Here is a 15,208-nt window from a genome sequence, read left to right on the forward strand (position 1 = left end):
GCCGGCCCCGCAGCCGGAGATCAGCGCCGCAGCAGGACCGTCCGCCTTCGGGCGTCCTGTTCCCGCGCGGATGTCCTGCTGCGGCGCTGCTCAGGCGCCTCGGAAGAACGCCTGGACCGCTGCACTCAGGGCGGTCGGATCGTCGATGTGGCACAGCTCGCGGGCGGAATGCATCGACAGCAGCGGCGTCCCGACGTCGACCGTCCGGATGCCGAGCCGTGTCGCGGTGAGTGGACCGATGGTCGAGCCGCACGGCACCGTGTTGTTCGACACGAAGTCCTGCGAGGGCACACCTGCGGCGGCGCAGCTCCGGGCCCACAGCGCGGCCCCGAGGGCGTCGGTCGCGTAGCGTTGGTTCGCGTTGATCTTGAGCAGTGGCCCGCCACCGGCGATCGGCCGATTGGCCGGGTCGTGGCGCTCCGGGTAGTTCGGGTGGATCGCGTGGCCGGCGTCTGCTGACAGGCACCAGGAGGCCGCATAGGCCTGGAGCCGTTCGGACGTCGTCCCGCCCAGCGATGCGCCGATGCGGGTGAGGACGTCGTCGAGGAACGGACCGCTGGCACCGGACGTCGAGGCCGAACCGAGCTCCTCGTGGTCGAAGGCGGCGAAGACCGTGATGTGTGCGGCGTCGTCGGTCGCTCTCCCGTCACTCGCGGCCAGCAGCGCCGCGAGTCCGGCGTGGACCGAGGTCAGGTTGTCCATGCGTCCGGCGGCGAACAGCTGACCGTCGAGACCGAATAGCCGGGGCTCCTGGGTGTCGGCCACGAGCACGTCGTACCCGGCGATCGCGGTGGGATCGATGCCTGCGATCGCCGCCAGGTGCGCGAGCACGTCGGCGTGGGCGAGGTCACCGACCCCGTACACCGGCTGCAGGTGGCGCTGGCGATCAAGGACGAGGCCGTCGTTGACACCTCGATCGAGGTGCACGGCGAGCTGCGGGATGCGGAGGAACGGGCCGGTCCGGACGAGGTGCACGGTCCCGTCGAGCGTCACCAGGCGTCCGGCGAGTTCGAGCTCGCGGTCGAGCCAGGAGTTGAGGAGCGGTCCGCCGTAGACCTCCACCCCGGCCTGCAGCCACCCGTGGGCGCCGGTCGTCGGCTTCGGCTTGAGCTTGAAGCTCGGCGAGTCCGTGTGCGAGCCGAGAATGCGGAACGGCGTCGTGGCGTGGGCCTGCTCAGGTTGCACCCAGGCGATCACCGCGCCCTCGCGTTCGACGAAGAACCGGCCGGCGCCGCCGTCCCAGGACTCGGTCTCGAGCCGCCGGGTGAAGCCGGCCGCCGTGAGGCGCCGAGCACTCTCCGCGACCGCGTGATACGAGGTGGGTGAGGCGACGATGAAGTCGGCAAGGTCGGTGATGTGGGCGACGGAGTCCATCCCACCATCCTCCCACCACCCACGCACCCGGCACGTGGATGCACCAGGCCCTACCCTGGACGGGTGACGAAGACCCGGAGCGACCTCATCGGGCCCGCAAGCGGCCTGTCCGAGGATCGTCGCGGACGGATCGCACGCATCGTCGACGGTTGGTTCTTCGCCTTCGGCACGGCGGCGGCCGTCTTCCTGGCGTACGTGCTGCTCACCGAGGCGTTCGCCCGCGGTTGGGCCCAAGCCTGGTTCATCCTCGTCATCTACCTCGTCATCGCCTACCTGATCCTCCCCCGCCTGCACACCGTGCTGTCGCGCGTCTACCTGCCCGACTACTTCATCGGACGCACCCGCACGCGCGAGGGCATCCTCGGTGATCCCGTGAACCTCGGCCTCCGAGGTCGGGAGGAGCAGATCCACATGGCGATGCTCTCGGCGGGCTGGACGCTCGCCGACGACCTCGGCCTGCGCGCGAACCTGCGGATCGTGACCTCGACGCTGACCAGGCGCAGCTACTCCGAGGCACCCGTCTCGTCGCTCTACCTGTTCGGTCGTCCCCAGGCGTTCTGCTACCAGCAGGAGGTCGACGGCAGTCCGGGGAAGCGGCACCACGTCCGGTTCTGGCCGACCCCCGAGGGCTGGCTGCTCCCGGGCGGCTACCAGGCGGATTGGCTGGCCGCCGGGACGTACGACAGATCGGTCGGCATCAGCGTCTTCACCCTGCAGGTGACCCATCGGATCGCCGACGACGTCGACGACGAACGCGATCACATCGTCGCGTCGATCGCGGCCGCGGACCTCGGGGCGTCGACGTCCGTGATCGACAACTTCTCCACCGGCTACCACTCGCGGAACGGCGGAGGCGACGCGATCGTCACCGACGGCGACCTGCCGATCATCGATCTCAGCGCCGTGGTCGTGCCGCCGGCGGCGACCCTGCCGGCCGCCGACGCTCCCCCGACGCGCTCCCTCATCCGGGCCGGCGACCCGCGGCCCCTGGACACCACCGTCGGTGTGGTCCTCATGGTCGTCGCGGCACTGTCCACCGTGCTCTCCGGTGTCCTCCTGGTCTCCGATTGGAAGCAGGTCATCTCGGAGGCCCGCGCGACGGCCGCGACGGCCGACGACGTCGTCCTCATCCCGTGGGTCGTCGGAGCCGTGCTGGCCCTGTCGGCCGTGGTGACGCTCTGCTACCTCGTCCTCGCCTGGCGGGTCCATCGGGGAGGTAACCTCGCGCGCCTGCTCGCCATGACCTTCAGCTCGACGTCCATCGCCACCCTCGCCGCGAGCTATGTCGCCGGCGCCGGCGGATTGACGCTGCAGACCAACCTGATCGGCTTCGCGGTCGACTGTTCCATCATCCTCGCCCTCTCCGGAACCGAGGCCCGTGACTGGGCCCGTGGGCGACAACGACGCACCCGGAGGACGAAAGCATGACCGACGCACCCGACCAGACGGACGAGGGGCCACGCCCCGCCACCTCGCTCAAGCGCGCGCTGCTCCTCGGCGCAGCCATCATCACGATCGTCGCCGGGCTGACGGTGCACTGGTCGGTGGCAGCGGCCTGGGCGAACCCCGTGACCAACGCGCTCTACACGGTGCTCGTCGCGCTCCTCCTGGCCTTCGCCGCCCCACGGCGTCCGCTGTGGCAGATCGCCCTCGGCGCGTTCGGCTTCTCGGCGGCGATCGAGTGCTTCCAGGCCACGGGCGTGCCGGCCGCACTCGCGGACCAGTGGCCGCCCTCGGCGCTCGTGCTCGGCACGACGTTCATCCCGACGGACTTCATCTCCTACGCCCTGGGCGCGGCGGCGTTCCTGTTCCTGTCGCTCGCCATGTCGCTGGTGATCCGTTGGGTTCGCAACGACATCCTCGAACGACGCGCACGGGCGGACCGGGCGGCGCGGCGCCGATCGGACTCCGGACCCGCCTGACGGGTGCCCTAGCCGCGAGTCGTCTCCCCGTACTGGACGTGCTCGAGGTCGAAGACGGCCTCCGCCAACGCCGACCTCGCCGCTTCGAACTCGACGTCGTCGGGGTGACCCACCACCCGTGCGTGCTCGAGGTGCCAGGTGGCACTGCGCAGGAGTTCGACGGTCGTCGGAGCGGGGGAGGGCGCTCGCGTCGAGGCTGCGGGTGACGCGTCGGCGTTCGCCGCTCCGCCGGGGACGAACTCGATCGTGTTCGATTCCGCCGGAGCGTCGTCCTGAGCGTATGCCTTCTTCTTCATATGTCCTTCGTTGAGCTCGTGGTCTGTCATGGGTTGCCGGGAGATTGGCTCCAGCGGCGGCGAAGATGCCTGCTGTGGAGCCGAAGTGGAATATGCCCCGATTGGAATGTCCGGTTTGGAGCGCTGTTCGGGTCGCGCCATCGCGAGGAGCGTCGGAACACGCCCACGGACGTCCGGAGCATCCGAGGCACCGAGGACCTGGAACCGTTCGAGCCCCCAACGGGACCAAGCGGATGCCGTCCACGCGCAGATGGCCGCGTCGATGAGGTCCTCGCGGTGCTTGTGCGCCGATTCCTTCAGCGGCGACGGTTCCGCGACGAGGAGCGCCGTCACCGGGTGGGTGTCGAGGTCGAGTGGCGGAGTCGCCGAGGTCAGCGCCTGCAGGCGCGAGATGAGGTCGTCACAGACCTCCGCGCGGCGTCGCCGTCGCTCGGCGACGGGGAGACCGGGGTCGAGGCGTTTGTAGCGGGGCCGCGCATCCGGATACCCGAACTCCTCGGCACCCACCAACGTGGTGTGGGGATAGGCCTCGAAGAACACGACGGCATCCGCCGCCGGCGTGCTCAGTCCGTCGAAGTATTGGAACCCCGCCGCCTCCAGCGCCGTGAAGAGCGCGACACCACCGAGCGCGGGCAGGCCGAGGTTCGACGGGTAGGCCGAGACCTGCCAGCGCCCGTACCGCTGCCCGACCTCACGTTCACAGAGACGCATGCCGGTCTCGTTCTGGACGAGCAGAGGGGCGTCGACCGCGATCACGGAGCCCGGTGAGGCGGTGGCGACGATCCAGGCGACGACGGCGTCGATCCCCACGGCCCACCCGGCCTCGATGACGGTCCCGGTCTCGTCGATGCACACCAGTCCCGACTCGTTCGCCGCGCGGGAGCCGGTCCCCTCGCCCCAGGCGAGGTCGACTCCGAGGAAGCGGGTCACGAGCGGTTCCTTCCGGTGGACGCGGCGAGGCACCGCCTCCCGAGCCTACTGGGCAGACGTCGACGACTCCTCGGATCCGGCGGCGGGCCGGAGGTGAGGAGTCGTCGAGCGTCCCGACCACGCGATCAGCCGACCGGGCCCTCGATCAGCGTCACGTCAGCGGTCTGAGAGGTTCCACTCGCCGTGGTCCAGGTGACGGAGACCGTCTGCCCGGGCTCGAGCGTCGCCATCGTCGCCGTCAGGGTCTGAGCGGAGTCGATGGCGACACCGTTGAGGCCGGTGATGACATCGCCGGCTGCGAGGCCGATCGACGCCGCCGGCGTGTTCTCGATCACCGAACCGACCACGGCACCCGGCACGGTCTGGGCTGCGCCGGACGCTGCCAGACCGATCCCGATGAAGGCCGGGTAGCCGATCGTGACGGTGTCGGTCTCGACGCCGGTGCGGATCTGGTCGACGATGGACAACGCGTCGTCGATCGGGATGGCGAATCCGTCGATGTCGGTCCCACCGGAGGAGGCAGCGGTGTCGACGCCGACGACCTCGCCCTCCGAGTCGTAGAGCGGCCCGCCGGAGTCGCCCGATTGGATGTCCGCGTCCGTCTGGATCAATCCGGTCAGCTGCTTGCCCGCCCCGGTCGCCTCATCCTGGACCGTGATGTCCTGCTCGAGGGCGGTCACGGACCCGTCCGCCGCGCTGGGCGTCCCACCCGTGCCGCCGGCGTTCCCGACCCCGGTGACGGCGTCACCGACGGCTGCGCCGCCGTCGTCGTCGATCGTGACGGTGTCCAGCCCTGAGGCGCCGTCGAGCTGCAGGAGCGCGACGTCGTTCGTGGCATCCGTCCCGACGACGCGTGCGTCGTACTTCTCTCCGGTCGCCACGACGGTGACGACGATGCTCGTCGCTCCCGCGACGACGTGGTTGTTGGTCAGGATCTGGCCATCGGCGGTGAGGATCATCCCGGTTCCCGCGGCGGCGGCCCCCTGGTAGGCCAGCTCGGTGTCGATGTCGACGACTCCCACGGATTCAGCGGCGGTGGCACTCCGGGTGTTCGCCGTCGCGGCATCCGGCGTCGCCTGCTGCGGCCCAGGCTGCCCACCGGGAGCGCGGAAGCTCTGACCGCCGTCGTCCGGCACCGTCTCCGTCACCTGTGAGGAGGCGGCGACGCTCTGGAACGCGCCGGCCGCCAGCGAAGCGAGGCCGAGGCCACCGGTCACGAGGGACACGACCGTGGCGGCCGTCGCGGCGGCGATGATCCAGCCGATGGGCTGCTTCTTCGCGGGAGTACCCGTGGTCGACAGCGGCTGAGGGATCGTCTGCTGTCCGTACGGTTGGGGCTGCCAGGTGCCGGAGGGCGCGTACTGGCCCTGGCCGGCGGCGTACGGTCCGTACTGACCCTGCGGGCCCTGGTGATGACCGGGCCACACTTGACCGCTCGTCGCGTGGGGAGCCGTCGCGTAACCGAAGGGCGTCGTGGGCTCGCGTCGTTGACCACCCGCGGCCGTGTTCCCGGGGTAGCCGGCCGGGGGAGTGACGTCCACACCGGGCTGGGGCTGGTACGAGCCGGTGGGCGGCTGGTACGGATCGAGAGCGGGGGACGACTGCGGCGTCTCCGCCGCTCGAGTGCCGTCCGTTGGACGCGGCTCAGGGCGTTCTGGGTCTGGGGTGGTGTTCACGGGGATTCCTCTCGGCGGGGGTGCTGAGATCATCTGACTCCCGCAATCCGAGTGAATCGTCTGGTTCGACCATGAACGACCTTTGAGCTTCCCGACCGTTTCCCGGATGACGATCGTGTACAGGCTCCATGCGAGACGCCACCTCAGGGTCGCGTGAGCAACGCCTCCAGCGCAGGGCGGGCCGCTGCCTCGGAGATGTGTCCGGCGACGACGAGTTCCGCGAGCCCGTGGACCGCCGCCCAGACCGCCGTGGTCAGGGCGGCGATGACCTGCGGCTCGGCGCCGGGGGCCAGCGACGCCGTCGTCTCGGCGAGCAGCGCCTCGACGCCTCCGATGAGTGGCGCCATAGCCTCACTCGGTGAGCCGGGGACACAGACTTCGGGGTCGTAAATCAGGCGGAACCGCTCCGGGTGCTGCGCCGCGTAGTGCACATACGTCGAACCGATCCGGACGGCCGCCTCCCGTGGGTCTCGACCCGCCGTCGCCTCCCGCTCTTCGCGCATGGCGTCCAAGAGCTCGGCCATGCCGCGTTCACTCAGCCGCTTCAGGAGCGCGGTCCGGTCGCCGAAGTGGTGGTACGGCGCGTTGTGACTGACCCCGGCACGGCGTGCGACCTCCCGCAGGCTCAACGAAGCATGGCCCTGCGTCCGCATGAGTTCGAGTGCAGCGTCCTCGAGCGCCGGCCCGAGGTTGCCGTGGTGGTACGTCGTCGTCGATCTTGACACAAGCAACATCGTACCCGTAGAGTCGGTTCCAGCCGGAAGTGGACAGTGTCCAGATTCTTGGCACTGTCCAGACCTACAACTGTTGGAGAACTCATGCCCGCCCTCGTCATCGACGGACACCCGAACCCCGGGTCCCTCTGCGCCGCCCTCGCCACCAGCTACGCGGAGGCGCACGGCGACGCCACCGTCCTCGCCGTCCGCGACCTCGCGTTCGACCCGAACCTCCGCCTCGGTTACACCCGCCGTCAAGACCTGGAACCCGACCTCGAACGGGCGTGGGAGCAGATCCTCGCCGCGGACCACATCGTGATCGTGGCTCCGGTCTGGTGGGGATCGGTGCCCGCACTGCTCAAGGGGTTCTTCGATCGCCTGCTGCTGCCCCGTCGCGCCTACCGGATGAAGTCCAACGGCCTCCCTGAGGGGCTGCTGGCGGGCCGTACCGGTCGGGTGATCGTCACGTCGGACTCGCCCTCGTGGTACCTGCCGCTCGTCGGCGACACGACGGTGAAGCAACTCCGTACCACCACCCTCCGGTTCTGCGGGATCAAGCCGGTCGCCGTGAACCGGTTCGGTCGGGTGAAGGATTCGACCGTGGAGCAGCGTCAGCGGTGGCTCGCGAAGGCGGCGCAGAACGGTCGCACCGACGCGGCGCGACGGAATCCTCGCCCCTCCGCAGCCCCGGCGGAGCTGGTCAGTGGCCGTCGACCAACCGGATGAAGGCACTGAGCTCGGCCACGCCCTCCGGCGTGACCGGCAGGTACTCGGTGAGCGCGGGGGAGTGCACGAGGTACGCCGCCCACTGGGCGCGGGAGATCCCGACGTTCAGTCGGTTCTTCATCAAGAGGAACGACATGCCCCGCGGGACGTCGGCAGGGGAGGACGCGGCCAGCGACACGATCGCGATGACGGCCTCCTGACCCTGGAACTTGTCGACGGTCCCGACGCGCACCCCGTCGAACCCGGCCGCGTCGAGCGTCGCTCGGACGACGGCGACGTGGGCGTTGTAGGGACAGACGACGATGATGTCGGCCTCGCCCACCGGGTCGTCGATGCGGCCGGCATCCGGATCGGTCCAGCGGAGCCCGATGCTCGACCGGACGAGCTCGGCGACGCGGTCGGCCTCCTCCTGCGAACTCGTCGCGTTTCCGACGTGGTGGACCGGGACGACGTGCAGTCCCGGCGCACGACCCTCCAGACGCCGCTTCGTCGTGGCCGCTGCTGAGCGCAGCTCGCCGCCGTACGACAACCGCGAGACCGGCTCGGTGACCGCGGCATCCATCCGCCAGGTCTCGTGGAGAAAGTAGCCGAGTTCCGGAGGGAGGACGTCGCGACCGTCGGCCACGAATCCGAGGGCCGAGGTGTCGATCGGTTCGGGATGCGTCCCCTGGCTCACCTGCGGCAGCTGCTGCGGGTCGCCCAGGAGCAGGAGGTTCCGCGCGGCGACGCTCGCCGCGATCGTGTAGGCGAGCGAGAACTGACCGGCTTCGTCGACGACGAGCAGGTCGAGCGACCTCCGGTCGAACCGGTTGGGATTGCTGAAGTCCCAGGCCGTCCCGCCGATGACGAAGCCGCCGGTCTGCTCGGCCATGAACGCGCCATGACCATTGGCCGGGAGGACCGTGTAGCCGCGCTCAGCATCCGGGTCGGCACCGGATCGTAGGGTCTTCGCCACGAGCGCGGGGGAGAGCCCCGCCTTCACCACACGCTCGAGGAGGTTCTCGACGACGTCGTGCGACTGCGCCACGACCCCGATCCGCCAGCCGTGCTGCTGCACGAGGGCCGTGATGACGTGCGAGGCGACGTAGGTCTTGCCGGTTCCGGGCGGCCCCTGGACGGCGAGCGCCGAGTCGTCGAGGTCGAGCAACGCGGCGGTCACGTCCTCGATCGTCCGCCCGTCTCCGCGGTGGGGGAGCGGCTCACCCGAGCTCGTGCGGGGCGGCCGTCGCCGCAGGATGTCGACGACGCCGTCGTCCGGCCACCCTGGAGAGGCGTCGAGGACCGCTTGCCCCCACTCGGCGATCGCGTCGACCTGTGTTCCGGGTCGCGGGGGAGGAGACGGCGTGAGCGCGACCGGCAGCTCCGTGTAGGGCTCACGATCCGTCTTGAGCGTCTCCTGGATGAGCAGGGAGTCGTCGTCGACCTCGAGGACCGTGATCTGCCCCGCCGGTCGCGAGCCGGGCTCGGCGCGGGGGAGCGTGTACGGTCCCGGGTGGTCGTAGACCGCGAACGGGTCGGCGCCGACCTTCACACTGCTGCCGGGAGCCCATCGGCCGCGGAGTCGGACGTGACGGCGGTCGCTGCGCTGCCGTCCCTCGCGGAACCAGTCGCGCTCGACGATTCCCGAGGTGACGGTGAAGACGTTCCGGGTGTCCTCCCATTCGTCGCGCGCGGCGATGAGTCGGGAGAAGTGCTCCTGCCAGAACGATTTGTGCTCACGCCGGTGGTAGTCGATGGCGGCCGCCGCGAGCGCATACGCGGTGGCGTCGTCGGAGCGTTCGGGGTCGAGGGGGTCTCCGGCCAACGCCGTCAGCGCGTCGTGGAGCGGCGTCGGTTCGTCCACCAGGGGCTCAGGTGCGTCGGTGACGAAGGTGCCCGGCAGCACGCCCCGTTCCGCACCGAGGTCGAGCAACCAGTTCCGCAGCCGACGGGTCGACTCGCAGTCGTACGCGTTGTACTCGGCGATCTCGGCGAGCTTCCGTTCGCCTTCGGCGACGAGCTCCGGGTCGCCGCTCCGACTCAGCTCGCGCGCCTCCGCGTAGGCGGTGATGGATGCCGCGGCGTCGGTGACGTCGCTGTCGCGGTGGTCCTCACCCATGTAGAGCGGCTCGAGCTTCTTGATCGAGTACGACCGCGATCCGACACGCACCGTCTTGCGGACGAACGGGTAGAGGTCGAACAGCACGGCCTCGCGGAGGAGGTCGTCGATCGTGTCCTCCCCGACCCCGTGCCGGGCGGCCAGCGAGAGCAGGTGCGTCCGCTCGTAGGCGGCGTAGTGGTACACGTGCATGCCCGGGAACTCGGCACGGCGGGCGGTGAGGTAGGCGAGGAAGTCGATCAGGGCCGTGCGCTCCTCATGGAAGTCGTGCGCCCACCAGGATCGGAACCGGCCGTCGGTGTCGACCAGGCCGAACAGGTAGTCGATGCCCCACCTCGTGCGGTCGCCCCGTCGGGCGTCGCCCGGCTCGCCCTCGGTGTACAGCGGGTCGCCCTCGAAATCGAAGAAGACGTCGCCCGGATCGGGTTGCGGCAGGAGCCCGAGCGCCGCGGCGTCGTGCACGCGGAACGCCGGCACGCCGGCGGCGGGTGACGGCTCGAGCTGCAGGTGCGCCTGCTCGCGCAGCGCAGCGAGCGTGCTCTCGGCGATGCCGTCGACCGTCCCGCCGGCGCCACCCGACGGCCCGTGCGGCCCTGGTCGCTCGGTCGACCCGGTGAGCGTGAGCGACGCCAGATCGTCGATCGTGGCGATGCCGGCCGCCAGCAGGCGGTCGCGCTGCGTCAACCGGAGCCCGGCCACCAGCAGGACGTCGCGTGAGGCTGTGATCTCGGCGTCGCACCACGCGCATCGTCCGCAGACGCTGTAGCGCTGATCGCCCCAGGCCACCGGGGCGTCGGCTTCGAGCCGTTCGGCGACGATCCGCAGCAGGCGCGCACGGCGGCGACGGTACACCGGCAGGATGTCGGCCACCGCGTGGGTGCTGACGGTGCCGTCTCCCAGGATGAGGTCGACGTCGTCGTCGACCGGGATCCCGGCCGTCTCCAGCTGCTCCACGTAGGCGGCGAGCTGGAGGAGGGCGGTCACCTTCGGTGAGCGCGCGAGTTTGGTGTCCTGCACGCGATACCGGCCGTCGGGCCGGCGCACGATGAAGTCGGCGAAGCCGATGAACGATCCGTCGAAGAACGCGGCCTGGAAGACGACCGGGGCTCCGTCGCGGAACGCCGTGATCGTCGACTCGACGGCTGCGGCGAGCGCCACCGCGTCTCGGACGTCGGGGCGGTCGAGCTCGACGACGCCGGTGCCGAACTCGGCGCGGTACGACTCGAGGACGCGCAGCTCGTGCTGGTCGCCGAGCTTGGAGGTGCGCATCAGCATCTCGTCCTCGGGCTCGACGATCGGTTCGATCCGACCGAGCTTCGCGTCGACCGTGCGCAGGAAGGCGAACTCGCAGTAGGAGGCGTTGGAGAGGTCGCTGGCGCTCGTGATGGCGGAACCGTCGAGGAGGAACATCGGTGCGGTGGGTGCCTTTCGAGACGACTACTGCGGGGGCTGGTCCGCCTCCGATCGCTGTCAGTCTGGCACGCACCACCGACCACGGCGCCGCCGCGGGACGCAGGCTGTCGTCAGCCGAGGGGGAGCCGTCTGTGGAGCGGCGTCGGGCGTCCTCGATCCCGCGTCCCCTAGCCTGGACAGCGACCACGACGCCACGGGACAGGAGCGCATGATGACCACCACGATCCAGGTCGTCGCGGGTGTCGCCTCACAGGACGACACCGTGCTCGCATGTCGGCGGGCACCCGGGCGGGCGTCCGGTGGACTGTGGGAGTTCCCCGGCGGCAAGGTCGAGCCCGGCGAGCAACCGCAGGACGCGCTGGCTCGTGAGCTGCGCGAGGAGCTCGACGCCGACGTCGCTGTGGGGGCGCTGCTGGACCGCTCCACCGTCACCGTGGGCGAGCTCGTCATCGACCTCGCCTGCTACGAGGTCGTCTTCCGAGGGGCACCCCCGGTCCACAGCACGGACCATGACGAACTGCGCTGGGTCACCCGCGAACAGCTCCTCGGACTGGACTGGGCGACCCCCGACCTCCCGATGGTCAGGCGACTCACCGCGAGCTGACCCCGGAGACGCGGCGTGTCAGTCGGCCGCGTGGAGCGGAATGCGCGCGAGCGTGCGTCCACTGAGCACGAGATCGTCGTTGGTCGAGGTGATCGCCAGCTCGGTGACCGTCCACTCGAACAGGGTGACGTCGCGCCAACGCTCGAGGAATGCGGCGAGCGCCGCGGTCTCGGCAGCGTCGAGCTCATCGCGGAAGTGGTGCAGGCCCACCCCGACGAGCGGTGATGGACGCCCACCGACGGCCCGCTGGATGGGGCCGAAGGCGTCCGCGATGGCGGGGAGGTAACAGCGTCCGCGGTTGAAGCCGCCGATGACGGGGCCCGCCAGCCTGACCCGGAAGGGCGTGAACGCGCCGACGCTCGTCCGCAGCCCGTCGAGGAACCCGGAGTCCGCATCGATGGAGGAGAGCGTCGCGTGCAAGCGGTGGGCGCGTCGGAGCTCGATGCCTCGTGCGAGTTTGGGGGCGAAGGGTGCCGAGGCGAGATCGGCCTCGTAGCTCAGGAAGATCGGATCGACGAACAGTCGTTCGATCGGGACGGGGACGACGACCGCCAGGCGCGCCTCGGCGTACCGCCCGCCACGGTAGACGCCGTCAGGACTCGCCGCGAGCGCGAGCGGGTGGTCGGCGTCGATCAGGGGGAGCTGGGCGTACCGGTAGCGCTCGTCGAAGGTCAGGGCCTCACCTGGTCGGAAGGTGGAGCGGACGACGTCCCAGCTGCGGAGGGCGTCGTGCGAGTGCGACGACGTGTCCGCAGCGCTCGAGGCTGTTTCGGGGACATCGACCTCGAACGCCCGGTCGGCGGATCCACCGGTCACCGTCCGGATCAGACCCGTCGCGACGCCGGTCGGCAGCGCGCCGATCGTGTTTCCGGTCGCACCGGCGGGAGAAGGCATGTCGTGAGGTTAGTGGAGCCGTCAGCCCAGCGCGTCGGGGACACCCCGAATTCGGGCGATCGACCCAATTAGCGGCGAGGTCGACCAGAACGCCGACACCAGCGGCCGATCAGTGCGCCTTGCCGGCCTTCCAGTAGCCACAGAACATGACACGGTCCTTCGGCATGCCACCACGGACCCAGAGCCGACGCACGTTCGCGGCCAGGGACTGCTCTCCGACGACCCATCCGTAGCACGGGCTGGGCGGCACGCCGAGGGCCGTCGCGGCCGCCAGCGCCGCTCGTCCAGGGATGTCGTGCGGATCCTCTCGGACCACCCATCGCAGCTCGACCCCGTCCGGGACTCGCACGTCCTGCGCGTCGGCGGCGGAGGGGATCTCGACGATCGCCGTCCCGACGGTCGACGCCGGAAGCGAGGTCAGGATGCCTGCGACGGCGGGGAGTCCGGTCTCGTCCGCGACCAGCAGCACCCGGTCGACGTCGGCCGGGAGGTTGAACATGCGCCCCTCGTCCAGCAGTGCCACCGCATCGCCCACCTCGCATGACTGGGCCCAGCTCGCCGCAGGCCCCGCAGTCCCCTCGGCGGCCGACCCGTGGATGACGAAGTCGACGTCCAGCTCCGGCCCGTCGGGCCCGTCGCGCCGGAAATCCCGCACCGTGTAGTTCCGGAGCACCGGTCGCACGGACTTGGAGATCGCGAGGTACTTGGCGTAGGCCAGCATGTCGAGCTTGGTCGGCAGCCGCTCGAGCCCGCCCTCGGAGACCGGGATGAAGAACCGGAACCACTGGTCGTAACCGAGGAACGTGAAGTCGGCGATGTCACCGCCACCGAGGGTGACCCTGGCGATGTTCGGCGAGATACGCGAGCGGCGGACGACCCGCAGCGTGAGGAGTGTCGCCGCCTCGGGTTTGATGCGCGCCGTCTCGGCATTCGTGCGAGCCACTCGAGCCCCTTCCTCCGGCGGCTCCGGCGGCCGCGACTGAGGCTACCCTAACTCAGGTCACCCTTACTTGGAGGATTCGGGTGCGACGGCGTTGACCTTCCGCGAACGGGTGTCGAGCAGCGCGAAGACGAGCGCCACGACGACGAAGCCGATCGTCACGAGGGTGCTGTTGCGGTACGCGTCGTGATAGACGTCGAGCGAGGCGCCCGACGCATCGCCGCCGTTCTCCGAGTACACGGTCGCGTAGAAGGTGGCCGTCGCGGCGGCGAGCCCGACCGCGGTGCCGATGCGCTGGCCGAGCTGACCGATCGATCCGGCGACACCACCGGAGGCCACGGGGATGTCCGCGAGCATCAGCGTCTGGTTGGGAGAGATCACCGCGCCGCCGCCGATGCCGGCCAGGAGCATCGCGGCACCCATCGCGTACGGCGTGATCTCCGGGGGCGTGATGAACGCGAGGAGCGAGTTGAGACTGAACCCCACCACGACCAGTACGAGCCCACCGACGACCAGGGGGCGTCCGAGGCGGTCGACGACCCGCCCGCTCAACCACGAGCTGACGGCCGAGGCGAGGGCGAAGGGGATCGTGATCATGCCCGCGAAGACCGGCTCGAGCCCGAGCCCCTGCTGCACGAACAGCGTGAGCGTGAGGAAGGTGGCCGGCATCGCCGCGAAGTACGTCGTGGAGATCAGGACGCCGTTGCGGTAGCTGCCGAGCTTGAACAGGGAGAAGTCGACGACGGGTGTCTTCCCGGCGCGTTGGTAGCGACCCTCCCACCAGGCGAAGAGGCCGGCGAAGACGGCGAACGCGACCAGCAACCACCAACGCGCCGGGTCGTCGCCCGGGGAACCGGTCGTCAGGACGAACGGCAGCATGAGCGACAGCACGGCGAGACCGAGGAACACGATGCCCACCGGGTCGAGCGATCCGGCACCCGCCTCGTGCGGCTGCTGCTTGGGCAGCAATCGGGCGGCGATCGGCAACAGAATGATCGCGAGCGGGACGTTCATCCAGAAGAGCAGGCGCCAGCCGTCCTCCGGGCCGCCGATGGCGATGAGCAGACCGCCGAGCGTCGGTCCGAACGCCGTCGAGAGGCCGATGATGGCTCCGAAGAGCCCGAAGGCGCGGCCGCGCTCCTTCCCCACGAACAACTGCTGGATGAGCCCGATGACCTGCGGCATCAGCAGACCCGCGGCGATGCCCTGGAGGATCCGCCCGCCGATGAGGATGCCGACGCTCGGTGCGACGGCGCACGCGAGACTGGCCGCCCCGAACACGCTCAGGCCGATCATGAACATGCGACGCCGCGAGTGCAGGTCGCCGTAACGCCCGGCGGGCACGAGGATGAGACCGAAGGCCAGGGCGTACCCGGCGACGATCAGCTGCAGGGCGGTCGGGCCGGCGTCGAGCGCCTGCTCGATCGACGGCAGTCCGACATTGACCTTCGAGAGGTCGAGGATCGTGAGGGCGGCGACCGACACGCAGATGGCGAACGCGCGCCACTTCGTCCGGTCGTCGGGGGCGGTTCGCTCGTCAGTCATCCTGGCCAGCCTAGGCCCGCGTCAACCCGGGCCACGCCGGCTTGACGGGCACGGATCCGCCGTCCTGTGCAGCA

The 15,208-nt window shown here is 70.2% G+C and carries 12 protein-coding genes; 4 read left to right on the plus strand and 8 right to left on the minus strand.

The window, feature by feature from the left end:
- Positions 1-90: 90 nt before the first annotated feature.
- The gene (locus EAO79_RS03465; protein ID WP_124767801.1) at positions 91-1,374 is read right to left on the minus strand and encodes a M18 family aminopeptidase; all 1,284 of its coding nucleotides are present in this window, start codon (positions 1,372-1,374) and stop codon (positions 91-93) included.
- Between the two features lie 63 nt (positions 1,375-1,437).
- Here EAO79_RS03465 and EAO79_RS03470 point away from each other — a divergent pair, with 63 nt between their 5' ends.
- Both EAO79_RS03470 and EAO79_RS03475 read left to right on the plus strand, forming a co-directional pair.
- Positions 1,438-2,802 carry an LssY C-terminal domain-containing protein gene (locus EAO79_RS03470; RefSeq protein WP_240043998.1) on the plus strand — a complete coding sequence of 455 codons (1,365 nt, stop codon included), beginning with the start codon at positions 1,438-1,440 and terminating at the stop codon, positions 2,800-2,802.
- A complete protein-coding gene (locus tag EAO79_RS03475; protein WP_124767802.1) occupies positions 2,799-3,296 on the plus strand; it encodes a DUF2809 domain-containing protein in 498 nt (165 codons plus the stop codon). The genes EAO79_RS03470 and EAO79_RS03475 overlap by 4 nt, the downstream gene beginning before the upstream one ends.
- An 8-nt stretch (positions 3,297-3,304) precedes the next feature.
- Here the strand turns inward: EAO79_RS03475 and EAO79_RS03480 are convergent, their stop codons facing one another.
- The 3 genes from EAO79_RS03480 to EAO79_RS03490 all read right to left on the minus strand — a co-directional run bounded on the left by EAO79_RS03480 (position 3,305) and on the right by EAO79_RS03490 (position 6,923).
- A complete protein-coding gene (locus tag EAO79_RS03480) occupies positions 3,305-4,522 on the minus strand; it encodes a DUF429 domain-containing protein (protein WP_124767803.1) in 1,218 nt (405 codons plus the stop codon).
- Between the two features lie 125 nt (positions 4,523-4,647).
- On the minus strand, positions 4,648-6,198 hold the full coding sequence (locus EAO79_RS19290; protein ID WP_241160973.1) for a S1C family serine protease: 1,551 nt from the start codon (positions 6,196-6,198) through the stop codon (positions 4,648-4,650).
- A 143-nt stretch (positions 6,199-6,341) separates the two neighbouring features.
- Positions 6,342-6,923, minus strand: coding sequence for a TetR/AcrR family transcriptional regulator (locus tag EAO79_RS03490; protein ID WP_229939165.1), 582 nt, complete (start codon positions 6,921-6,923; stop codon positions 6,342-6,344).
- A 93-nt stretch (positions 6,924-7,016) separates the two neighbouring features.
- On the opposite strand from EAO79_RS03490, the gene EAO79_RS03495 reads away from it, so the two are divergent.
- Positions 7,017-7,640: an NAD(P)H-dependent oxidoreductase gene (locus tag EAO79_RS03495; protein WP_124767806.1), complete on the plus strand. Its 624-nt coding sequence runs from the start codon at positions 7,017-7,019 to the stop codon at positions 7,638-7,640.
- Here the strand turns inward: EAO79_RS03495 and EAO79_RS03500 are convergent.
- Positions 7,615-11,148 carry a bifunctional RecB family nuclease/DEAD/DEAH box helicase gene (locus tag EAO79_RS03500; RefSeq protein ID WP_124767807.1) on the minus strand — a complete coding sequence of 1,178 codons (3,534 nt, stop codon included), beginning with the start codon at positions 11,146-11,148 and terminating at the stop codon, positions 7,615-7,617. The two genes, EAO79_RS03495 and EAO79_RS03500, sit on opposite strands and share 26 nt — an antisense overlap.
- A 214-nt stretch (positions 11,149-11,362) precedes the next feature.
- On the opposite strand from EAO79_RS03500, the gene EAO79_RS03505 reads away from it, so the two are divergent.
- Positions 11,363-11,755 (plus strand): (deoxy)nucleoside triphosphate pyrophosphohydrolase, encoded by a 393-nt coding sequence (locus EAO79_RS03505; protein WP_124767808.1) that lies wholly within the window; start codon positions 11,363-11,365, stop codon positions 11,753-11,755.
- A gap of 18 nt (positions 11,756-11,773) precedes the next feature.
- Here EAO79_RS03505 and EAO79_RS03510 read toward each other — a convergent pair whose 3' ends face one another.
- From EAO79_RS03510 to EAO79_RS03520, 3 genes are all read right to left on the minus strand, one after another.
- Positions 11,774-12,649, minus strand: a complete 876-nt coding sequence (locus tag EAO79_RS03510; RefSeq protein ID WP_124767809.1) for a hypothetical protein — start codon at positions 12,647-12,649, stop codon at positions 11,774-11,776.
- A gap of 109 nt (positions 12,650-12,758) precedes the next feature.
- The gene (locus tag EAO79_RS03515) at positions 12,759-13,592 is read right to left on the minus strand and encodes a siderophore-interacting protein (RefSeq protein WP_124767810.1); all 834 of its coding nucleotides are present in this window, start codon (positions 13,590-13,592) and stop codon (positions 12,759-12,761) included.
- Positions 13,593-13,655: 63 nt separating this feature from the next.
- Positions 13,656-15,134, minus strand: a complete 1,479-nt coding sequence (locus EAO79_RS03520; RefSeq protein ID WP_124767811.1) for an MFS transporter — start codon at positions 15,132-15,134, stop codon at positions 13,656-13,658.
- Between the last annotated feature and the right edge of the window lie 74 nt (positions 15,135-15,208).

Source organism: Plantibacter sp. PA-3-X8 (assembly GCF_003856975.1).
GTDB lineage: Bacteria > Actinomycetota > Actinomycetes > Actinomycetales > Microbacteriaceae > Plantibacter > Plantibacter auratus.